The 22,257-nt window shown below is 37.1% G+C and carries 21 protein-coding genes and 3 pseudogenes; 18 read left to right on the top strand and 6 right to left on the bottom strand.

Annotated features, from left to right (window positions below; translation table 11 throughout):
* Positions 1-106 precede the first annotated feature (106 nt).
* Positions 107-1,513: an FAD-binding oxidoreductase gene (locus ACFVS1_RS08940; RefSeq protein ID WP_352923444.1), complete on the top strand. Its 1,407-nt coding sequence runs from the start codon at positions 107-109 to the stop codon at positions 1,511-1,513.
* Entirely contained in the window at positions 1,510-2,841 is a 1,332-nt protein-coding gene (locus tag ACFVS1_RS08945; RefSeq protein WP_387546512.1) for a (Fe-S)-binding protein, read from the top strand. The genes ACFVS1_RS08940 and ACFVS1_RS08945 overlap by 4 nt, the downstream gene beginning before the upstream one ends.
* Before the next feature lie 298 nt (positions 2,842-3,139).
* On the opposite strand, the gene ACFVS1_RS08950 is transcribed toward ACFVS1_RS08945, so the two are convergent.
* Positions 3,140-3,769: a homoserine/threonine efflux transporter gene (locus tag ACFVS1_RS08950; protein ID WP_387546514.1), complete on the bottom strand. Its 630-nt coding sequence runs from the start codon at positions 3,767-3,769 to the stop codon at positions 3,140-3,142.
* Positions 3,770-3,909: 140 nt separating this feature from the next.
* Here ACFVS1_RS08950 and ACFVS1_RS08955 point away from each other — a divergent pair, with 140 nt between their 5' ends.
* The 11 genes from ACFVS1_RS08955 to ACFVS1_RS09005 all read left to right on the top strand — a co-directional run bounded on the left by ACFVS1_RS08955 (position 3,910) and on the right by ACFVS1_RS09005 (position 14,145).
* A complete protein-coding gene (locus tag ACFVS1_RS08955; protein WP_387546517.1) occupies positions 3,910-4,737 on the top strand; it encodes a TrmB family transcriptional regulator in 828 nt (275 codons plus the stop codon).
* A gap of 292 nt (positions 4,738-5,029) precedes the next feature.
* Complete coding sequence (locus ACFVS1_RS08960; RefSeq protein ID WP_352923455.1) at positions 5,030-5,485, top strand: HEAT repeat domain-containing protein; 456 nt, start codon at positions 5,030-5,032, stop codon at positions 5,483-5,485.
* Positions 5,486-5,801: 316 nt separating this feature from the next.
* Positions 5,802-6,743, top strand: coding sequence for an XdhC family protein (locus tag ACFVS1_RS08965; protein WP_387549263.1), 942 nt, complete (start codon positions 5,802-5,804; stop codon positions 6,741-6,743).
* Complete coding sequence (locus ACFVS1_RS08970; protein ID WP_387546520.1) at positions 6,740-7,342, top strand: nucleotidyltransferase family protein; 603 nt, start codon at positions 6,740-6,742, stop codon at positions 7,340-7,342. Before ACFVS1_RS08965 ends, ACFVS1_RS08970 begins: the two co-directional genes overlap by 4 nt.
* Before the next feature lie 31 nt (positions 7,343-7,373).
* Positions 7,374-9,695 carry a xanthine dehydrogenase family protein molybdopterin-binding subunit gene (locus tag ACFVS1_RS08975; protein WP_387546523.1) on the top strand — a complete coding sequence of 774 codons (2,322 nt, stop codon included), beginning with the start codon at positions 7,374-7,376 and terminating at the stop codon, positions 9,693-9,695.
* Positions 9,695-10,537, top strand: a complete 843-nt coding sequence (locus ACFVS1_RS08980; protein WP_387546526.1) for an FAD binding domain-containing protein — start codon at positions 9,695-9,697, stop codon at positions 10,535-10,537. Before ACFVS1_RS08975 ends, ACFVS1_RS08980 begins: the two co-directional genes overlap by 1 nt.
* Positions 10,530-11,024, top strand: coding sequence for a (2Fe-2S)-binding protein (locus ACFVS1_RS08985; RefSeq protein ID WP_387546528.1), 495 nt, complete (start codon positions 10,530-10,532; stop codon positions 11,022-11,024). Before ACFVS1_RS08980 ends, ACFVS1_RS08985 begins: the two co-directional genes overlap by 8 nt.
* A 42-nt stretch (positions 11,025-11,066) precedes the next feature.
* Positions 11,067-11,522: a hypothetical protein gene (locus tag ACFVS1_RS08990; RefSeq protein ID WP_342615749.1), complete on the top strand. Its 456-nt coding sequence runs from the start codon at positions 11,067-11,069 to the stop codon at positions 11,520-11,522.
* Positions 11,523-12,151: 629 nt separating this feature from the next.
* Positions 12,152-12,973 carry an alpha/beta fold hydrolase gene (locus ACFVS1_RS08995; RefSeq protein WP_387546531.1) on the top strand — a complete coding sequence of 274 codons (822 nt, stop codon included), beginning with the start codon at positions 12,152-12,154 and terminating at the stop codon, positions 12,971-12,973.
* Between the two features lie 341 nt (positions 12,974-13,314).
* Complete coding sequence (locus ACFVS1_RS09000) at positions 13,315-13,626, top strand: hypothetical protein (RefSeq protein WP_387546534.1); 312 nt, start codon at positions 13,315-13,317, stop codon at positions 13,624-13,626.
* Positions 13,627-13,659: 33 nt separating this feature from the next.
* Positions 13,660-14,145 (top strand): hypothetical protein, encoded by a 486-nt coding sequence (locus tag ACFVS1_RS09005; protein ID WP_387546537.1) that lies wholly within the window; start codon positions 13,660-13,662, stop codon positions 14,143-14,145.
* Positions 14,146-14,794: 649 nt separating this feature from the next.
* Here the strand turns inward: ACFVS1_RS09005 and ACFVS1_RS09010 are convergent.
* A pseudogene (locus ACFVS1_RS09010) lies at positions 14,795-15,176 on the bottom strand (hypothetical protein).
* 355 nt (positions 15,177-15,531) lie between these two features.
* On the opposite strand from ACFVS1_RS09010, the gene ACFVS1_RS09015 reads away from it, so the two are divergent.
* The 3 genes and pseudogenes from ACFVS1_RS09015 to ACFVS1_RS09025 all read left to right on the top strand — a co-directional run.
* On the top strand, positions 15,532-16,227 hold the full coding sequence (locus ACFVS1_RS09015; RefSeq protein WP_387546540.1) for a GntR family transcriptional regulator: 696 nt from the start codon (positions 15,532-15,534) through the stop codon (positions 16,225-16,227).
* Positions 16,220-17,137 (top strand): DMT family transporter, encoded by a 918-nt coding sequence (locus ACFVS1_RS09020; protein WP_387546543.1) that lies wholly within the window; start codon positions 16,220-16,222, stop codon positions 17,135-17,137. Before ACFVS1_RS09015 ends, ACFVS1_RS09020 begins: the two co-directional genes overlap by 8 nt.
* Before the next feature lie 70 nt (positions 17,138-17,207).
* Positions 17,208-17,653: pseudogene (locus ACFVS1_RS09025) on the top strand (family 4 glycosyl hydrolase); the annotation flags it as partial.
* 351 nt (positions 17,654-18,004) lie between these two features.
* Here the strand turns inward: ACFVS1_RS09025 and ACFVS1_RS09030 are convergent.
* Positions 18,005-18,376: a cyclic-phosphate processing receiver domain-containing protein gene (locus ACFVS1_RS09030; RefSeq protein WP_387546546.1), complete on the bottom strand. Its 372-nt coding sequence runs from the start codon at positions 18,374-18,376 to the stop codon at positions 18,005-18,007.
* A 380-nt stretch (positions 18,377-18,756) separates the two neighbouring features.
* Between ACFVS1_RS09030 and ACFVS1_RS09035 the strand changes: the two genes are divergently transcribed.
* Complete coding sequence (locus ACFVS1_RS09035; protein WP_387546549.1) at positions 18,757-18,936, top strand: hypothetical protein; 180 nt, start codon at positions 18,757-18,759, stop codon at positions 18,934-18,936.
* A gap of 158 nt (positions 18,937-19,094) precedes the next feature.
* Here ACFVS1_RS09035 and ACFVS1_RS09040 read toward each other — a convergent pair whose 3' ends face one another.
* From ACFVS1_RS09040 to ACFVS1_RS09050, 3 genes and pseudogenes are all read right to left on the bottom strand, one after another.
* Positions 19,095-19,358 carry an FCD domain-containing protein gene (locus ACFVS1_RS09040; RefSeq protein WP_387546552.1) on the bottom strand — a complete coding sequence of 88 codons (264 nt, stop codon included), beginning with the start codon at positions 19,356-19,358 and terminating at the stop codon, positions 19,095-19,097.
* 107 nt (positions 19,359-19,465) lie between these two features.
* Positions 19,466-19,588, bottom strand: a pseudogene (locus ACFVS1_RS09045) (FadR/GntR family transcriptional regulator); the annotation flags it as partial.
* 72 nt (positions 19,589-19,660) lie between these two features.
* Positions 19,661-20,692 (bottom strand): acyltransferase family protein, encoded by a 1,032-nt coding sequence (locus tag ACFVS1_RS09050; RefSeq protein WP_387546555.1) that lies wholly within the window; start codon positions 20,690-20,692, stop codon positions 19,661-19,663.
* Positions 20,693-21,851: 1,159 nt separating this feature from the next.
* Between ACFVS1_RS09050 and ACFVS1_RS09055 the strand changes: the two genes are divergently transcribed.
* On the top strand, positions 21,852-22,148 hold the full coding sequence (locus ACFVS1_RS09055) for a hypothetical protein (RefSeq protein ID WP_387546558.1): 297 nt from the start codon (positions 21,852-21,854) through the stop codon (positions 22,146-22,148).
* Positions 22,149-22,257: the final 109 nt, after the last annotated feature.

Below are 22,257 nucleotides of genomic sequence, written 5' to 3' on the forward strand. Positions count from 1 at the left end.
GCCTCCTTTTTTCTTCATCATTATATCTAGCAGAATCATAAAATGCCATTATATTACATAAAAATAGTTCTTCTTCAATTTACTATTAAGAAAGGAAGTGAGAAGCATGGAGAAAGAAGCCCTGGACGACCTTAGGCAGGTAATTCCAGATGACAGAATGTTCCTTGATTTGGCAGAAAGGTATTGTTATAGCTATGACGCTTCTTTTGGGGAATATTTACCTGAAATCGTTATACAGCCAAAAAATGCGGGGGAAATCAGTGAAGTGATTAAATTGGCTAATACTCACAAAATTCCTGTTTACCCTAGAGGATCTGGAACTTCGCTAAGTGGCGGCCCTTTACCTGTAAAAGGGGGGATGGTTCTTGATATGACCCTTTTGCGGGATAAATTGATCATTGATCGGGAAAATATGCTTGCCATTGTCTCTCCAGGTGTAATTACGGCAAATATTCATAAAAAGGCTGAAGAAGCAGGCTTGTTTTATCCGCCGGATCCAAGCAGCTCCAATGTAGCCACTATAGGCGGGAATCTATTAGAAAACTCCAGCGGGCCAAAGGGGTTGAAATACGGAACGACAAAAGAATATGTGATAGGCCTGGAGGTGGTAACCCCTACCGGTGAAATCATTCGTACTGGCGGAAAGACCGTAAAAAATGTAACAGGGTATGATTTGACACGATTGATCGTGGGATCGGAAGGTACTCTGGGCATCGTTACTGAGGCAATCATCCGCTTAATACCAAAACCTCAATCTAAACAAACATTTGTCGCCCACTTCAGTCATTTGATAGATTCTGGCCATGCCATTACCAGCATTTTATCGTCAGGAATTCTGCCATCTGCCCTGGAATTGATGGATAATGCTTGCATCCGTGCTGTTGAAAGCTATCGGCCTTCCGGTTTGCCACTTCAGGCAGAAGCCATTTTGATCATAGAAATAGATGGTCACCCATTGGCGATTGAGGAAGAAATCAATAAATGCGCCGATATATGCAGGGCGGAGGGCGCTTCCTACGTCAAGATAGCGGAGACAGAAGAAGAACGACAAACGATTTGGAGTGCGCGTAAAATGGTCTCCCCGGCCATTACACAAATGGGACCTACAAAAATTTCTGAAGACGCAACCGTTCCGCGCAGTCAAATACCGGCGATGATGGAGAGATTAAACAATATCCGGGAGAAATACGGGTTGAACTTGGTTGTATTCGGCCATGCAGGGGATGGCAATTTACATCCGAATATCATTACTGATAGACGAAATATTACGGAAATGAAAAAAGTGGAGCTTGCAGTCAGTGAAATTTTTGAAGCAGCAATTGAACTAGGCGGAACGCTTTCCGGGGAACATGGTATCGGTACTTTAAAGTCACCATATATGGAAATGGAATTAGGTATAACAGGGGTGAATATGATGAAAAAAATAAAAGAAGCATGGGACCCCAATAATATCCTGAATCCAGGTAAGATTTTTCCTGATAAAGGCCAGACAAGGGTCGTGTTGGTTACATGAATCTATCGGTCAAAGCGAACGAGACAAATGCCGCGGTCCAAAATTTATATTCAGATGCATATGATTGGACAAACCAATGCGTAAAATGCGGTTACTGTTTACCGGCATGTCCTACATATGAATCAATGGGTGTAGAATCCGCCTCTCCACGCGGTCGAATCAATCTGGTGAAAATGGCAGCCGAAGGGAAAATAGATTTCCAAAAAGACTTGGCTGAACCGATCGACCTGTGCTTAGGCTGTCGTGCTTGTGAAACAGCTTGTCCTGTTGGTGTCCCATATGGACATATACTGGAAGCGGCAAAAGAAGCCATTGAAAACTCCCCATCAGCAACCCAAAAAAATAAAATGACCAAAATCAAAAAACTGGCATTGGTTCATCTTTTTCCCTATCCAAAACGGATGAACAGGATTGGAAGTGCAGTACATCTGTATCAAAAAACAGGCTTATCCAAGCTTATCCGGACATCGAATGTACTGCAAAGGGTTTCCCCAGCCCTTGCACATTTAGAACAAGCGCTTCCTGCCATCGAGCCGTCCTCCAAACGAATCCGGACAGGTACGAGAATGCCTGCAAAAGGGAAAACGAAATTAAAGGTGGCATTTTTTACTGGGTGTATCATGGATTCCATGATGTCACGAATAAACCGTCTTACCATCGAACTGCTCACCATAGCGGGATGTGAGGTCATTCTCCCTGAAAATCAGAATTGCTGCGGTGCACTGCATTCCCATCAAGGTGAAACAAAACAAGCGAAAGACTTGGCAAAGAGGAATATCCAAGCATTCATGCAAACAGATGCTGATGTCATTGTAAATAACGCAGGAGGCTGCGGTGCTTCGCTTCTTGAATATGGACATCTATTGGCAGATGAACACGAATGGGCTGGGGCGGCAAGGGCGTTTTCGGAAAAATCAAAAGATATCAGTCAAATTCTTCATCAATTGGGGCCGCTTCCCTTTACTGAAGAATGGCAAGGCATAGTATCTTATCAAGATTCATGTCATTTACGCAATGTTCAAAAGGTCCAAAAGGAACCTCGTTTACTATTGCAATCCATACCTGGAGTTTCTTATGTGGAAATGGAAGGGTTTGACCGTTGCTGTGCATCTGGAGGCATTTACAATCTTCTTCACTTTGATGAATCCATGAAAATTCTAGATGATAAAATGAAGAACTTAAAAGAAACGAAAGCGACAACCGTAGTGACGGTTAACCCTGGCTGCCAAATGCAAATGAGCATTGGCATTCAAAGGGAGGGGGCAGCAAACCAAATCAAAAGTATGCACCTTGTTGAATTACTTGCCAAGGCCTGCGGCTTGGATTGAAAGGATACTGAAACTCATAGCAGGACGTTACACGTCAGTATTTTCTTCTCCTATGGGAAAATACTGACGTTTTTATGTTAGAAACTTGATCATCCTCCATTGAAGATGTAAGGCGGAAAAAATATTGGCAGATCAATAATGCAGTGCCCTATATACGAATGGAATATTTTGGAATTTTCTTTAAAACTATCCGTTCAGGTTTGTAAACAGTATGTTGGTCGCACGTTAAATACATACAAAAAAACCGTTCAATTTCTGAACGGATAGAAGTAATAAGATGCGTTGTTAGTAAATGAACTTAAATTCCTGTTTTTATGCCAAAACCTATTAAAATTAAGCCAGTTGATTTTTGGAATGCTTTCTGGAATTTAGAGTTGTTCATCCATTTTTTTGCGTAATCAATTAGATAAACAAGAAATAGAAACCACAATACAGCGAGTAAGGTTAAGATGAAGGCTAATATAATCAATTGCTTGTTTACATTTCCATTCAAATTGATAAATTGCGGCATGATTGTAATATAAACTAAAACGGTCTTTGGATTAAGAATATTATTAAGTAATGCTTGCATAAAGGAATCTTTATTATGCCGATTTGAATGCTCTGCAGGTGTATTAGCTTGTGCTTGAAAGTCTTTTAAAGAAAAAGCGCTTTTAGCAAAAAAGCTTTTTATCCCTAAATAAATTAAGTAGGCAGCTCCCAAATATTTGATTGCACTGAAAAGAATCACAGACTTTGCAATCACAACAGATAGTCCAAGAATTGCAATAAGCGTCCAAAAAGAAAGTCCCGTTGCCATTCCGAGAACTGTAAACCGTCCTGCTTTTGTACCATGGCTTAGTGTGTTTTTCACTAAGAGCATAGTATCTGCTCCTGGTATAATAACCATCATTGCAACAATTGATATGTATGTAAGTAAGCTATCCATCCTATTTCTCCCTTACTCATTATTAGTTGCTACTCAAGTAACTACTTATGTAAGTATATTAGATGAAAATGGAAAACGTCAACAGATTTTGTTAAAATATTAGTTACAAAGGTAGCGACTAAGGTTGTGTTGGAGGGATTATGAAAGAAAACATTTTAGACACATTAAAAAATCTAAATTTTACCGAATATGAAGCGAAAGCATATCTTACCTTATTGGAAGAATCACCATTAACAGGCTATGCCGTAGCAAAAAACTCCGGTGTACCACGTTCAAGAATCTATGAAATTCTGGACAGTCTCGCAATAAGAGGAGATATTCTGGTTAGTCCTGGAAACACACCACAATACACGCCTGTACCTGCAAAGGAACTAATAAAAAACCGTCGGATAAAAGCAGAAGAGAATTTTGAACGGGCAGAAAAATCATTAGCGGAGTTTGAACGTTCTGCAAATGACCGTGAAAACATATGGAATATCATGGGACGCAATGAAATACTCGATAAGGTAAAAGCTTGTATATTATCTGCTAAAAAAAGAATACTCTTAGAGATTTGGGAAGACGAATTCGAAGAATTAGAGTATGAATTAAGACAGGCAGCAACCAAAGGAGTCAATGTAACAATTATTGCCTATGGGGAAATCGTCTGTGATTTTGCTAATGTTTACCTTCATTATATGGGTTCTGCAATTACAGAAGAGTATGGCGGGCGATGGCTTGTTATTAGTGGAGATGATTCAGAAGTGGTAGCAGGCATTGTCTCGCTTGGTAAAGATAGCCGTGCAGCATGGACCATGCATGTAGGTTTGGTCATGCCTATTACAGAAGTCATGATTCATGATTTGTATCTGATGGAAATCATGGAGAAGCATAGAGAACTATTGGAAGAAAGTTTTGGTGAAAACCTAGCCAATTTACGTAAAAAATTTTCTATCCATCCAGATTATAAAAAACATTACGTGGACTAGGTTATCTGCATACTTCATAGTCAACTATATGGGCATGAATCCAGACAGGATTTATGCCTTTTACTGTTAAAGCTACTTATTTAGCTATAGGCACAGGTAAGTTGTAGAAGCAAAGCATCGCACCCCCGGTACCCGACTGATTGAAGATACAGCAGATGATTAAGAAATATAACTATATTAAAATAGGGAAAAGGGTATAATGAAGAATGGAATAAACCATTCTTGGTAATGGGACTATTATAGTATCGGATTGACATCTTGATATCCGGATTACATAAAGACAGAAGGAGAAATGATTCATTTGAATAATAAAGAAACAAAGGGTATCGAGTTACCTGCCAACTATGAGGAATTAAAAAAATCTGCCAATCGCAAATCTAATTGGAGAGAACGTTTGAATGCGATCGAAGAATTAGGACAGTCAAAAAACAAACAAGTGATCGACATTCTCACACATATCATGAATAGTGATTCTGTATATAAAGTTCAAGAGGCCGCCTACCGTCAATTGAAAAGATTAGGCGAAGATGCCCAATTGCCAGCAAGGAAAAAGGGCGAATTGGTTAAAGGATTGACCAAAATCTTAGTCAGGATCAAGAAGAGTTTACCAGAAAATCACACATATACTGAATTCAAAGAGAAACTCCAGAAGATGAGAATGGATATATATGATACCTATGAGGGTGAAAAAGGAGCAGACTTTGATAAGTGGCTAGAAAATACATGGTCTGCGTTATCGAAAAGATAAAATTCATTCAAAAGGAAAACAAATAAGATTGGATGCAGGAGCAAAATTTTTGCTCCTTTTTGTTTACCAATAAAATAGGAATACATGTATATCCCTCCCCTTTTTTAAACCATCGAATGGGACACTCTCTTGAATACAAGGATTAAATGACCGAGAGCCTTTAAAGCAATTCAAGAAAAACTACATTTCCCATGTGCTCAGCCCGCACTAGAATAATTCTATTTCTATATAAACACATTTTTTTTATAAAACAACATAATGATATTAATAGAATGAATGAACTCATAGAAGACCAGGGGGATGACAAGTGAATCAAATGTACACTATCCTTGAAGAAATTCAATCGACATCCATGGAGTGTGTATTGGCTACCATCATTCACGTGGAAGGTTCAGCATACTTGCGTGAAGGTACCTCCATGCTTATAAAAAAAGATGGTACATCTTCAGGCGTTATTAGTGTTGGGTGTATCGAGGAAGATCTTATTCTTCATTCTTGCAGAGTGTTTGAAAGGAAAAATACAGAGACCTTTGTATATCACATGGAAAGTGATGAAGATCCAGAATGGGGAATTGGAACAGGTTGTAACGGAACTCTATATATATTACTGGAGTATGTGGACCATAAATTAAAAGAAAATCTTTCATATGTATTGGCTTCCATTAAAGAAGCTAAGGTGATCGTCCATCAAATTGAATTAGATGATGATTGGAACTTATTGGGGTATTCTTTCCGGCCAGAGGATGAGTATACTAATGAAACCAAACAAAATGATGTTAGCTTTATTTATAGGCAAAAGATTATCCCTAAACCGCGTTTAATCATTTTTGGAGCTGGATGTGATGTATATCCAGTTGTCACTATGGCTACCTCAATAGGGTTTTCAGTTACTGTTTGCGATTGGAGGTCCGAGCTTTGTAACGAAAATAATATACCCGACGCAGTTAGCCTTATTATAGGATTCCCATCTGAAATTATGGAACAATTATCTTTTAAAAAAAATGATTATGTTATCATCATGACTCATAACTTTCAGAGAGATAAAGAAATACTTTCACTAATAATGAATCAGCCATTATCCTATATAGGCATTTTAGGTTCCAAAAAACGTACAGCCAGTTTATTTGACACGAAAATCCCTAATAATATACACTCACCTATCGGTTTATCAATTGGAGCTAAGGGCCCTTTCGAGATTGGAGTTAGCATTATAGCCGAATTAATTCAGTATAAAAGAATGAAGGGACATCCCGAATGAAAATAACTGGGGTATACCTGGCTGCTGGAAATAGTAATCGAATGGGTATAAATAAATTAGCATTGACATTAGGAAATAAAGAAATGGGAAGATGGGGATTAGAAAAAGCGGTTCTATCTGAACTTAACGATCTTATCATTGTTTCGAATCATTTAAACCACTTGGATTTATCAGGTTTTAGTTTTGAAAAAATAATTACGGTCGAAATTAAAGAACCTGAAGCAGGTCAATCCCATTCACTCCAAACAGGTATACGATCAGCAAACAACATACATTCGGACGCCGTAGTAATTTTACTTGCTGATCAGCCCTTTATAACAACAAATATGATAAACAAACTCATCGAAATATACAAACGAAACCCTAATTACTCCTTTGTTGCCTCTAGTTTTCATGGTTGTATACGACCTCCCATACTTATTGACAAAGATCTCTTTTCCGACATTCACCTTTTACGAGGAGACCGAGGCGCAAGACAGATTCTAATGGCGAAGAGAGAACAGGGGATACTTGTTCCTTTTTATGTGGAAAAATGGTTTGTTGATATTGATAATATGGAAGAATATCTTTTTTGGAAAAACAAAATAGATAACAATTAAATAAGAATAATAATGAAAATGAGGAGACTATATGGATATTATCGGAAAAGGGGTAATTCGAAAAGATGCTTGGGAAAAGGTGACAGGGCAGGCGATTTACACAGGAGACCGAGAAGAAGTGAAAATTCTCCATGTTAAAAAGGTAATTAGTCCTTATGCACATGCCCTTATTAAAGGTATCAATCTAACCAAAGCTGAAAAAGTTTCAGGTGTTCGTGCAATCATAACAGGTGGGAATTTACCACTAACAGGAGAAGAAATCAGGGATCGGTACCCCATAGCTCAAGATAAGGTCCGCTATCATGGTGAAGTCGTAGCACTTGTTATTGCTGATACAATGAAACAAGCAGAGATTGCAGCTGACAATATTCAAGTTATCTATGAACCTTTAGCCGTTGTCAATTCACCAATGGAAGCTTTAAATCCCAATTCCCCTCTACTCCACCCAGATTTAGATACTTATAAAAAAATATCCGAGGTATTTCCCGAGCCAGGCACAAATATAGCAAATCGTACCAAAATCAGAAAAGGCGACAGAAAAACAGGTTGGCAAGAGAGCGAAATCATTATTGAGGAAAAGTTTTCTTTTTCCCCCTCCGACCATGCAGCCATGGAAACAAGATGTTCTTTAGCGGAAATTCAATCAGATGGCAAGATTATTATCACTTCTTCTTCTCAAGCTCCCTTCATGATCAAGCGTTTGATAAGTGATTACTTTGATGTTGAAATTGGAAACGTCATAGTAAACACTCCACTTGTTGGAGGGGCATTCGGTGGTAAAGCCTCGGTCCAACTTGAACTATTAGCTTATATCGCGTCAAAGGCCGTTAATGGCAGGCTAGTAAAAGTTGAAAATAGTCGTGAAGAGGATATTTTGACATCACCTTGTCACATTGGATTAGATGCTACCATTAAATTAGGTTGTACACAATCTGGTTTGCTAAAGGTCGCAGAGCTGACGTATTTATGGGACGGGGGAGCATATGCCGACAAAGCTACAGATCTAAGCCGTGCTGGTGCTGTGGATTGCACCGGACCTTATAATATAGAAAATATTTGGTGTGACTCTCTCTGCATGTATACAAATCATCCATATGCCTCGCCTTATCGAGGTTTCGCCCATTCAGAAGTTCTGTTTGCTTTTGAACGGACTATGGATTCTCTTTCAAAAAAGCTTGGAATGGATCCACTTGAACTTCGTGAAATGAATGCGATCCTCCCAGGACACTCCACCCCAACACAAGTTAAATTGAATTCGAGCACGGTGGGTAATCTTCCTGAATGCATACAGGTGCTTAAGAAAAAAATGAATTGGGAAGAGGGCCAATTAGTTAAAATAAACGACAAGATTATAAGGGCAAAAGGGATCGCTTGTATATGGAAAACTTCAACGATCGATACCAACGCTGGATCTGGTGTGATTTTAACCTTTAATCCTGATGGCAGTGTAAACCTTATGTCAGGAGTAGTAGAAATCGGTACAGGAACGAAAACGATATTAGCACAGATTGCATCAGATAAATTAAAGGTCCCCATTGATCGTGTAAACGTTCAGTTGAAGGTAAATACACAAAATACACCAGAACATTGGAAAACGGTAGCAAGCCGTGGAACATTAATGGCAGGAAGGGCTGCGATTCAAGCCGTGGAAGATGCTCTTTTACAAATTAAGAAACTTGCTTCTTGTGTATTACGAGCTCCAATTGAAGACATCGTCCTTGGACAGGAAAAGGTCTTTATGAAAGGGGAACCGAATATAGAAATTCCTTTCAAACGGCTAGTGTATGGGTATACATATCCTGACGGAAGCACGATTGGAGGACAAATCATCGGTAGAGGGCAATATACCATCCCACATATAACAAATTTAGATCCCGATACAGGTGCAGGCAGACCAGGTCCTGAATGGACTGTCGGCGCACAAGGGGTAGAAGTAGAGTATGACATAAATGAATATACTTACAAGATTGTAAGGGCAATATCTGTCATTGATGCAGGAAAGGTTCTGAATCAAAAAACTGCAGAAGGACAAATAATGGGTGCAATGAGCATGGGCATAGCATTTGGTGGGCGTGAAACATTCTATTTCGATCAGCTTGGCAGAGTATTGAACCCTCAACTCAGAACCTATAGACCGCTAAGATATGGAGAAAACCCTGAATATATCTGTGAATTTGTTGAAACACCACAATTAGATGCCCCATATGGCGCAAGGGGCATTGGGGAACATGGGCTTCTTGGTATGCCAGCTGCCTTAGGTAACAGTTTATCTTTGGCGGCTGGGATTCCTTTGAACCAGTTGCCATTACTTCCTGAACTCATTTGGAGGGGGAAAAGAGGGAGAAGAGCGTAATGTTACCTTATAATTTTGATTATTATAAACCTCGATCGATAAAAGAGGCGATTGAACTTTATCAACTATTAAAATTACAAGAAAAAAAACCTATGTATTATGGTGGGGGGACTGAAGTTTTAACATTAGGACGTTTAAATTTTATATACCCCGATGCGATTATTGATTTAAAAGGGATTCCCGAATGCAATGCATTCGGTTTTCAACACCAAGAACTGATCATTGGCTCAACATTGAGTTTACGCGCAATCGAAGAAAATAGGCTATTTCCGCTATTAGCGGATACTTCAAAAGAAGTTGCTGATTATACATCAAGAAATAAAATCACTATTGGAGGAAACATATGTGGTCAAATTTTTTATAGAGAGGCAGTTCTTCCATTTTTATTATCAGATAGTACTGTCATTATTGCAGGGCCAAAAGGAACGAGGAAAGAATTTATTAATGAAGTTTTCCATAAAGAGCTACGACTTGACGATGGGGAATTTCTCGTACAAATTGTAACAGAAAAAGAATACCTGAAAGCTAAACACATTAGTGTAAAGAAGAGGCAGCAATGGAAAACGGGATATCCGCTTTTAACAGTTGCCTCATTAAAAAAAGAAGGATATATTCGATTTGCATTCAGCGGGGTATGTCCATTTCCTTTTCGGTCAATTCAAATGGAAAACAAACTAAATGATAAGAGTTTATCTATTAAAGACCGAATTTTAAACTCTTTTGAGTTTTTACCAGCTCAGGTTTTAAACGATATAGAAGGATCAAATGAATATAGATTATTTGTTTTAGAAAATACCCTTTCATACATTTTGTCATATATAGGTGGTGAGGAACATGAATAGTCATTCGGCGGATCGAAAAATTACCATTCAATTAGAAATTAATAAAGAACGGTATGAGAGGGATATATTGGCATCAGATATATTGCTAGATGTTCTCCGAGATAAAATTGGACTTACAGGAGCTAAACCTGGATGTTTAAATGGAGATTGCGGCGCTTGTACAGTTATAATGAATAACCAGCCAATGAAATCCTGTTTAATGTTAGCCATTGAAGCTGTTGATTCAGAAATCCTTACAATTGAAGGCCTCAAGAATACCCCGATCCAGAGAGCATTCGTGGAACATTTTGCTTTTCAATGTGGGTATTGTACATCAGGATTTATAATGATTTGCCAGGCTTTACTCCTTAATGACAGGAACCCAAGCCCTGAAAAAATTGAAACATGGCTTTCTTCGAATATTTGTCGATGTACCGGATATAAAGAAATTGAAAAAGCCATATATTCAGTATTAGAACTTTTAGATAAAAATCAATTAAATCAGTGACGTTTGCCCGTTTATATGAATAAAATGCCTACATGGGGAGTGGTGATATTGATTGAATCCTGTGTAGTTAATTCAGAAAAAAAAGTAATTCACTCCTTTCAGCGTAATCTCGAAATTACAACAGCCATCCTATTATTAACTGGACAAATCACAATCATTGGCGTTTTTGTAAGACCAGGCAGATTTAGTCTCTCATTAGGAGGGCCTCTTTTTGGGGGCCATCGTTTAGAAGGGACGGATCACTCGCAAGTGGGAAATCTTTTTATCGATATATTGGACATCATCATAGCTATATTATTAATCAATGATGCTATACATGTGACAGGAACATTTATTTCGTCTGGTGATTTCTCAATTAATGTTTCCGGTCCTATATTTGGTTATCCTGAAGTTGTTCCGGCATTGCCAATTGAAGATTATAATTTTTTCAATACGATTGTAAAGAAGCATTATAACGTACCACCAGAATTATTAACTACATTAAAAGGAAATGAGTAAAAATGTCATTAACAGATATTCCTACAATTAAAAGTTCGAGAAACAATGCCTTTCTAATAGCCATTCCCATTATCATCTTCATATTTTTCTTCACTCAGCAAAAGTCCACAGATGTCTAAATTACAATAAACCTAAAACCTAGAAAAGAATGGATTAGAAACATTGAATCATTTACGGATTTAAATACACCCATAAAGATTAGAACATGCATTAAAGAGCGGAAGTACAATTTAAGTGGATTGATCAAATAACTTTGATACCTTTAGAGTAATGAGGGTTTTAATCATTGGTGAGGCCTTTTTGTAGCTTTACCTTTTTTTGTGTTTGATGTTATATGGGGGAGAGGTGGAAGCGAATAAATTTCGGACAAAGAATTGAAGGAGTTCATATCCACTTCTTTAATAATTCCATTTTTGACTTAACTTTAGATAAAAATCTAAAAACACAAGCATTGAATAACAAACTAACATAGAAATGAGAGAGGGATTTGATAGTAATTCCATTTAAACTGTCTATATCGTTATTTTATCCATAGTCTATTCCGAATAAATCCACATTCTAGCCAGGAACTATGACCTGTCTTTATGCTAATAAGGTTTCAAAATACTTTATTCAGGAGGTTGATAAAAGTGGAAAAGAAAAAAATGATAATAAATGGAAAGATGATATCCTATATCGAGAAAGGCAATGTTAATGATCCCCCAGTACTTTTATTGCACGGGGTACCTGAGTCCAGTCTTTTGTGGAAAGAAATGATTCCATGCATTGTGTCTTGTGGATTTAGAACCATCGCACCGGATCTCCCTGGATTCGGACAAAGTGAACAGTTTGATGAATCCTCAACGTGGGAAAGATATGAACAGTTTGTATCGGATTTTACAAGGGAACTAAAACTAAATAAATTCCACCTTATTGTACATGACTGGGGCGGCCTTATTGGACTGAAATGGGCATGTGATCATCCAGAGAGAATACTAAGTCTCTTTGTTTCAAATACAACCATATCCGTAGATTATAAGTGGCACTCACTTGCTCAGATTTGGAGAACACCAAATGCCGGAGAGAAAATAATGAAGCGCATGTCAGGTGATCCCCAAGCTCAAACTGAATTGAAGAAAACGATTCCGAACATAGGTGACGAAATTATGGAAGACTTCTTTCGTGTCTTTAGAACTCCCGAATCTTGTAAAGTAATCTTAGATCTATACCGTTCAGGAAATATAGAAAAGGTAAAATCGTACAATCAAAAACTAAATCAGATCAAAATACCTGTCACAATAATTTGGGGAGAGATGGATCCTTATATACCTTTTGAATTTGCCTACAAGCTCCAGAAAGAAGGTTTCCCGCATGCACAGGTTCACATTATTCAAAATGCCGGGCATTTTATCCAAATCGAAGTACCTGATAAAGTGAATTCTTATATCCAACAGCATTTTAAAAACGTGTAAACCTTTTATAAGATATATAGAAGGGGAGAAGCCGATGAAACATCAGCATTCCTCTTTTCGAACATAGTGTTAACCATACTTTATTGATAATCTTATTGTATTATTAAAAAGAGTACCTATAAAATTGAGAAATAGAAAGCCCTAAAGCAGTGAGTCTTTGGACAAAATGATGCAAGTAGTTGAGTTTGACCAATGCTAATATGTTGAGAGATTATAATATAAAAAGGCTTTGTTCATTATCAGGAGCTGATTTGCAGCTCTTTTTCTTTTGCAACTATGGGGTAAGAATAGTTTATGAAAAAATTATTATACATAAATAATATAATTTGAGGAGAGTAAAGATGAAGACTGATAATTTTGATTATATTGAACTTTGGAGGAAATCCATGGTAGATCATTATGGTAAAATGCCGAATCGACTAAAAGATGATGCAGCAGAAGAAGCTTTTTGGTCCTCCAAAGTGGCAGGAAAAAAACAACATAAAGCGGATCCTTATGCAAAACATGTGCAGCGAGAGTTACTGCCATTATTAAATCGCGAAGACCACGTATTGGAAATCGGTCCTGGATGGGGCAATTATACATTTGATATTGCAAAAGAAGTCAGGAAGCTAACTTGTATAGATAGTTCCAAAAGCATTATCAATTTTTAAAAATCCCAAGCGAATGAAAAAGGTTTCGAAAACATGGAATTGATTCATGATAAGTGGGAAAGTGATACCAAAAGAGACAGATATGATGTAGTATTTGGTTTTAATTGTTATTACCGTATGACAGAAATCGGTCAAACCTTGTTAAAAATGAATGATTCTGCAGCCCGGTTAGTGATAGTAGGTATGACAACCGGACCAGAAAAACCTCATTATATGGAATTGAAGCAACGAGGATATACGATCAATTTAAGAAAGCGGGATTACATACACATCTTGAATGTTTTGTACCAACTTGGAATACTGGCGGACTGTAAGATCGTAAAATTGAAAAGTAAAAAAATCTATTCCACCTATGAAGAAGTGATTCGAGATAATACAACAAAAATTCTTGATGATCATTATTCCTATGATGAAGTAAAAACGATCCTAAATAAATATGTGGTGGAAAAAGAAGGAGTTTTCGAATACGAATATCCGTTTCATGCAGCTTTGATGTATTGGAATCCAAGGCTACATTAACAATTTGAGTACCTTTTTCTCTGAGTTCTTTACCTTCTTTTTGAGGTACTTCAGGAAAAAGGTATTTTTTTGTTGGATATTCGCAAAATAATAGTAACAGGGCTACAAAAAATGATCATTAAACGGAGTGTGAATGATACATGAAAGAAATATCCGAGAAGAGATTTTGTGAAACGTGTAAAAAAGAGACAGTACATACTGTAACTGAAGATGCATTGGAAATAGAATATTCATGTAATGAGTGCGGTCAGCACGAAGATATTTTCAAGACATTTTTTTAGAAAATAACCAAAAGTTGAATGGAATTGGAGATAAGATCCCATTAAGATTTAGTCATTCAATCAGAAGGTTAAATTGCAGGTGTGAAGTTCCACTAACTCCGTTTTTCTTTGGTATTTGCTATGATTTTTTTATCTATTCTTGAAAACGATTATTCACAAGTAAAAACATGCAGATATATCCATGAAACAAAATTAATTCCTCCGAGCGACTCTCAGCATTTGACGGGTTGCAATAGGTAGTATTTTCTCACCGTTGTCCTTCAAATGGTTCAAGGACCAGTCGACAACTTAGACGGGTATTTTCCTGGATTACTGAGCAATTCGGATGGCGGGGAGATGAATGAATAATTCCTTTTAATTCGGTGCCGTTATTTCATATAGATTACTACAAGCATCCATAAAGCCAAAGCACCAACGATAGCAAGTGCTATACGCGTAGATAGTATCCGTAACTTCAAAGTCGGTTTTCTTGGATGGTTCAGGATATGCAATTACGTAAATTCCCTTTAATAGTGCAAGCCATGCAATGAATGTGATGAATCCCTGCCAGTTGAATGCCCATACATTATGCAGGATAACTGTGCCTAACCCTAGGAAAATTGATAGTAAGCCATATATAATTCCAAATCCTCTGTCCTCGACCACTAATCTTTTCAGTTCACGTAGTACTGATGGACGAGTGAACAGTATTCTCGATACGATAACCGTCATCCATCCCCAAAACAGGCCTAAAAAAGTACTTGCTTCCATTTCATCTCACTCCTTTCAAATATATTTATATTTATGGCATTACTTATTTTAGAACACTGACAGGATTTTCATGAGTAAGCTAAAGGATGAATTCAGAAGTGTGGTTATTCTTGTTGAATTAAAGGAGTAGCCTGGTTTAGAAAAATATAGAGTTATTAAACACCTTTTCCATTTAATCCTTTTTACGCTAATTGGTTCTTGTCTTGCAAGTAGTGTTTCGCAGCCATTTTCAAAAGTGGTGAGATTCACCGTCATCATTTTTCCAATGATTAAAATTTTACAATCTCTATTTCTACGGCATGCAATATGTGATATATTGCATATTATATATCGGTATTTTAAGGAGGTATAGCCGTTGAAGCAATCAAATTCATCTCAAAAAATAAAACGTACTTCTGTACGTGAAGAAGCATACATGATCTTGCGGGATTGGATTGTCCAGGGAATCCTAACGCCAGGCCAGCAATTACGCGATAAAGAATTAGCCGAGCAGTTGGGAGTAAGCAGAACCCCAATAAGAGAAGCACTATTAAGGCTTGAGGATGAGGGATTTGTCGAGACCAAGCCGAGCCGTTCAACTATTGTTTCCCCTATACGATTTGATGGGGTTTTAGACATATACTCCATTGTTTGGACACTGGAAAAGCTGGCAATGGAACAGGCTTTTGATTTCATTGAAGAAAAACACTTAATAGAAATGGAAGCCATCAATCATGAAGTGAAAAAAGCAATCGACGAAGGAAATCAAATAGTTGCCGTTCAGAAAGATAATGACTTTCATTCCATTTACATCAATCTTTCTACAAATGATGAATTGAAACGGATTCTATCGGGACTCAAACAAAAACTTGTTCGAATCGAACTGTTTTATTTCAATCAGGTAAATGATGTTCATCTTTCCGCTGATGAGCATGATCAGATTATACAGGCATTAAGGAATGAAAATCTCACTATGGTGCTTAAGGTGATAGAAAAGAATTGGAAAGAAAGTTATTTAAGAATTCAAGCCCATACGGAACGGGTAAAAAGCGGGGAAGAAAATAATGAGTAATGATACTTTAGTAGATATATCAACTTTAAGAAACAAAGGGATTGCACTTGTACTGACTGGCGCTGCATTATGGGGAGTGTCAGGGACGGCAGCTCAATATCTGTTTCAGCAGCAAGGCTTCAGTCCTGAGTGGCTCACTGTTGTACGCTTGTTGCTTTCTGGAATCATCTTATTGGGTGTCGGTTATAAAAATGAAAGACTGAAAGTTTTTGAGATTTGGAGAACGAAAAAAGATGCGCTTCAAATTATCCTTTTTGCCATTCTTGGAATGCTCGCTGTTCAATACACATATTTTGCAGCGATTGAACATGGCAACGCAGCCACTGCCACTGTCCTTCAATACTTGGCACCTGCCCTGATCACTTGTTATTTAGCGATTCGTTCCAAACGTTTTCCAAGCATTACAGTGAGTGTAGCTGTGATCATAGCGATTTTAGGCACCTTTTTGCTTGTGACGGGGGGAAGCATTCGTACACTATCCATTTCCGGGTGGGCAGTATTTTGGGGAGTAACATCAGCCTTTGCCTTGGCATTTTATACATTGCAGCCTTATCAACTCCTTTCTAGATGGGGAGCGATGATTGTTGTGGGATGGGGCATGTTGATTGGAGGCATATGCTTTAGCATCATCCATCCTCCATGGGCATTTGAAGGCAATTGGACGTTACCTTCATTTTCAGCGGTTTTATTCATCATCATTTTCGGTACGATCATTGCTTTTTATTTTTATTTGGAAAGTACCAAATTCATCTCGGCGTCTGAGGTAAGTTTATTCGCTTCGGTTGAACCATTATCCGCAACCTTACTATCCGTTTTCTGGCTGAATGTAACATTCGGTTTTGCTGAGTGGCTTGGCACGCTTTGCATTATTAGCACCATTACGATTTTATCCATCGTAAAAAACAAGTAATGTCAGATGTAATTAATACTAGGCGAAAAAACTAATAATCTGCCATGGAGTGGACGAAGCTCAAAAATATATACTCCTAAAAAAAGCAATCGTGACAATAGGCGGCGGTTCCAGCTACACACCGGAACTGATTGAAGGTTTTATCAAATGGTATGATGAACTTCCTGTAAGTGAAATCTGGCTCGTTGACATAAACAAAGGTAATGAAAAACTGGAGATCGTCGGAAACCTTGCTAGGAGAATGTTTGAAAAGGCAGGTCTGCAATTGACATTCACCTTACGCTTAACCGACGCGAAGCATTGAAGGATGCAGATTTTGTAACGACCCAATTCCGGGTCGGATTACTTGATGCAAGAGCTAAGGATGAAAGGATTCCATTAAAATATGATGTAATTGGACAGGAGACAAATGGGCCTGGAGGTCTCTTCAAAGGACTTCGGACCATACCAATACTTGAAATCTGCAGGGATATGGAGGAGCTTTGTCCGGATGCCTGGCTTGTGAACTTCACCAATTAAAGCAAACAGAATCGTTACCGCAATACGGTTTGCAAAGCATCGAATAATTCTTCGAACGGTCCTTTCAAATAAGTGTCAGTTATAATTTAGGTTAATTCTGTTGCGATAGGTCCCAAGAGAAACAATCGACACCCGAACATTATTTCCAGCCACTGCTTATTCCTAACGTAGTTGCTGTGTCTGAATATATTGTTAGCCAAAGTAGAAATACAAAAAGGCAACTCAGAATAAAGTTGCCCTTTCTACTAGTTATCATACCTACTGTCTAATGAAACGGGAAAAATAGCCATTTTAACTAATGATTTAATAAAAAAGAATGGGTGAAATGGAATTGAGATGGAGAAGTGTTTATCGTATATCTATATAATGCTGCAGAACCTTTGACGGGAAGAATTTGAGGGGCAATGGTCGTAAGGATACAATTATGGCAGGGGGCATAGTTAAATTCTGTTGTGCTTGCTTTAAACAGTTGTACATTGCTTTACCGCCAACTGAATTGGCAGAGTGAATCGTAATGCGATTGGCAAATAGTTTTTCTTTGACCATCTTTTGAACAAGCATAAAACCATTCCTGGTTTTATTTAATAAATCATGGTCCAAAGAGAGATGTTCAATATCAAAGTTTTGCAATAGTTCTATGCATTCGTCAATAGTCTCGACTAACACATAGCCATCGGGTGCTTTCCGATAGTCATCCAAAAAAACGCTAATTTTCTTCATTTATTACACTCCCTTCCTTATACGTGTGTGACTAATAAAGGTCAATTAAACCCAAGAAAATATGGTTTTATAGATTAAGTCTAACACAAAAAAGGAAGAAGGGGGCATATTCGACGTTAAAGACTATTATACGACAGCCTTTTTTAATCTATATTCTATATACTTAACGGTGCGCTACTTCAACTAATGGATCTACTAATAGGAGGAACCGTTACTATGATCCCCTTATGGAACAAGTGGCATGGTATGTTATAAAAACCGTATTGTCCAACTCCCTCTAAATATCCCTAGTTAAATATGGTGCAAAACATCCATTTATAAGTTAATATTGTAATAATTTGGGTAAAAGGTAATATCTTGATAAAAAAAGGAGAAGTGAAATGCTACATCCAGAAGAGATTTACCTTGTACTTAGGAATAAAACGCTGCTGATGGAGTTAAAGGAACAAATTAATGACTATCATATTTCCTACTTATCAATGATTAATGATCAGCTTTCATTGATTGAACATGCTCTAAAAGAATGTAACGTTGATTCCTTCACTATGTCAAAAGGATAAAACCAACATGTACTAAAATAGGACATCAATTTTCAAACTATAATAAAGCAGCTTAGCGCCCTCTGAGAAAGGCGCTTTTTTAATGGCGGATTTAATTGGTCACCTAAAAAGATCAGGTATACCTTCATGTTCCCGTTAGTTATATTGCGAGCGGAAACTTATTTATCACCTTCAGCATTACGATGATGGTCTTTTTCATTTTGATAAAAACCAATTTTGGCGTCATCTCCAATGCTTTCTTGTGTAGCAGCAGCCATCTGTTCTTTAATTCGAATAATATGGGCATTCATTAGTCGCTTGGCTTTTTCCGCGTCATTTAATGCGATGGAATAGTAGATTTCTTTATGTTCATGAAGCGTTTCTTGGAAATGACCTGGTTCTTTGAAACGATGCCGTCTGTCTGCGCAGCAAGAAAGCCACACTCCGTTTCGATTACTCGACGGACTTCCAGCATTTCATAGACCATGTAGTCCTCAGCTTAGATGATTGAGTTGGTTAGCTGTTCGATCAGTGACTGAACTTAAGATGGTCTGATAAATGTCCCATCACCTGGTCTGACCTCAATGACTCCGTAAATCTCCAATACTCGAAGAGCCTCTCTGATTGATGTTCGACTCACTTTAAAACGATTGGACAACTCCCGTTCAGGGGGTTATTTATCTCCAATTTTCAATTCACCACTAATAAAATATCAGAAAATGGTCTCATGCTCTGTAACTATCCACTAACAGGTTTTTATCATTTTGCTTAAACGCCTTTTGAAATATTGAAGCAGATCATAAGAAATGTACGACATAGTAATGATAAGGAGTGTCTCAAATAGTTTTAACAATAAATTGTCGGATATATGATTCATTTTTACTGCCGATAAAATCAAGTCAAAAATATCGATGAAGACTACATGAACAATGTATATACCTAGGGCTCTTCCTCCAACTTTAGTAATGAACAAATCCTTCCCCCATGTTTTATTATTTAATGCAAATAAAAAAAGATATGCTGTTAAAAAGATAGTAGAAATAAAATATTCCCCATGACTTCCTGATAATATCTTATCTAATAAGTATCCTTCTACCACTTGGAAAGTAAAGAAGATAAAAATTAATAATAGGCAGGTTTTGTTTGTTATTGATTTTGACTTTTCAAAGAATTTATCATCCGCAAAGAAGAAGCCCAAAGTTGTATAAAAAAGACCAATGAATAAAGCATCCCGTGTACTTAGGGGAAATTCATAGAACATCGAATACGATTGTCCGAAAAGACCTAAAAGGTTTAAAATTAGGCTGATGCTTAAAAGAAGCTTCACTTTTTTTAACTTTAAAAAAACGAATAGAATGATAACACTCCAAATTAATGCGGTTAAAAACCACAATTGGTATCCGCTAGTCCCAGTTCCGTAATATATAAGGTCAAGAAATGAAAAATGATTAATGTATTGCACAAATTCCTTTGGTACATCGCTAGCAACTTTATAAAGAATTAGAACATCATACATCATGTAAAAGAAGAGCCAGCATAAATACAGTTTTAAGATTTTTATAATATACCTTTTAAAATAATCAAAGGAATCCCTTTTATGTATCATCTTTTTACCGAATAAATAACCAGAAGCAGTAAAGAAGAATGGCACCGCAAACCTTGAGACGTTATCGAGAATAAATAGACCAATCTGGCTATCCCTAGGGAATACATGAATGACTACAACACATAATATTGCAAAAAATTTAATAAAGTCAATCGCGCTATTTCTTTCCATTTGTTCACCCTTTTCAAAACACTTTTACTATCATTGGTTATTCCTTATATTATGTACACCAAAGAAAAATTTATTTTTTACTTTTTGAACCCAATTACGAGATACTCTAAGACTTAATTTATGAACAGCTAGTCGTTCAGGTGGCTGGACTGTTTGTAGTAGTAGCTTCACTATATGGATAGTAATCTTATGAATGCCCATGTTCGTGTTAATTTGGCTCTTACAGAAGAAAGCCATGTAATCAAAACTTTTGACTAAGTGAAATGGGGGGACTTTCTGATTGCAACTTGCAAATTGATATTTAATTATCGTTGCTTGAAGCATTGCACAAACGCAGGACCAAACTTTTACAAAGTGTAAGTCCTGCTGATATTGAAAAGTCATTTAATGTTAAGAGGTCATGTCATGCTAAACAGATTAAGGGGTATTAGCTACACATACTAGTGGTAGCGGGACTTTCATGACCTAATCATTCCGTAAAGTCCTTAAATCCACTTTATTGCAATAGTTAGGGAGCAAATGTTTGCCTCAAATTATGCAGAGAAGATCGGAGAGCGGTTTTTTTAAAATTATTAAGTTAGGTTAACTATAATGTTTTTGCTGCTCTAAAAGAATTGCTTTATAGTCTTGAATTAACGGTAAGACAATGGGATGAAGGGGGAGGAGGCGTTCTTTTCCACCTGAAATTGTGGATTTAGAATGGGAGCAAGATAATTTAGAAAATCAAACTATTTTAGTTCGAGGAATAGGAATTCAGCTAAATATGACCTTACAGAAGATTCAAAACTTATTTTAGAACATGATCCACGTTCCCAAAGAGTAACGAAATACGGCATTATTAAAGTTTGTAAAATAATTCACTTTAGTACAGGAATTTTGCTTAAAAAGATAAAGAGCATAAAAATAAGGTGCATATTTTTAGCTTGTATATCTTTGGTATTCTGTTGCTTTTGTTAAATCTTTTGGAAATTAAAAAATTAGATGAGGGCATTTACCTTCAGGGCATAGAAGGAAAACTTTTTGACATTAATGAAGGAATACGAGAGATAACTACTGATTGAAAGCATAATTTCCGCAGCACACCGTTTCAACTGAAATATCAACTGTAATTGTTCCGTCATTTTCTCCACTCTTTCTCATATTATGTAAGGAGGAAATTATGAGGAGTAAGCTATTTACTACTCTGTTGATTTTACTTATAGGTTTTATCGTCCTTCCAATTATCAGTTTTACTGCTAGTGCATCGGATGATAAGCAGCGAGCAAACAATATGATTACTCAAACTATTCAATCAGTTGATAAGGGAGAAATGGAAGCAGACTCCGGGCAATTCAAGTCCTTTAGAACCACTTGGTTCTCAATTGAAGATGAGTTAAAAAACAATCACAGCAGGCTTACAATGATATTGAAGATAACATGGGGCAAATATCATTTGCCTTTGTTCAACAACCAATAAATTAAAACAAGGTTAAAAATGCACTGATAGGTTTAAAAAACATAAATCAAAAGTTTATAGACAGTAAGTTTACCGTAACGTCCTATAAAAGTAGTGACAGCTCTGCTTA

The organism is Peribacillus sp. NPDC058075 (assembly GCF_042885195.1).
Lineage (GTDB): Bacteria > Bacillota > Bacilli > Bacillales > DSM-1321 > Peribacillus.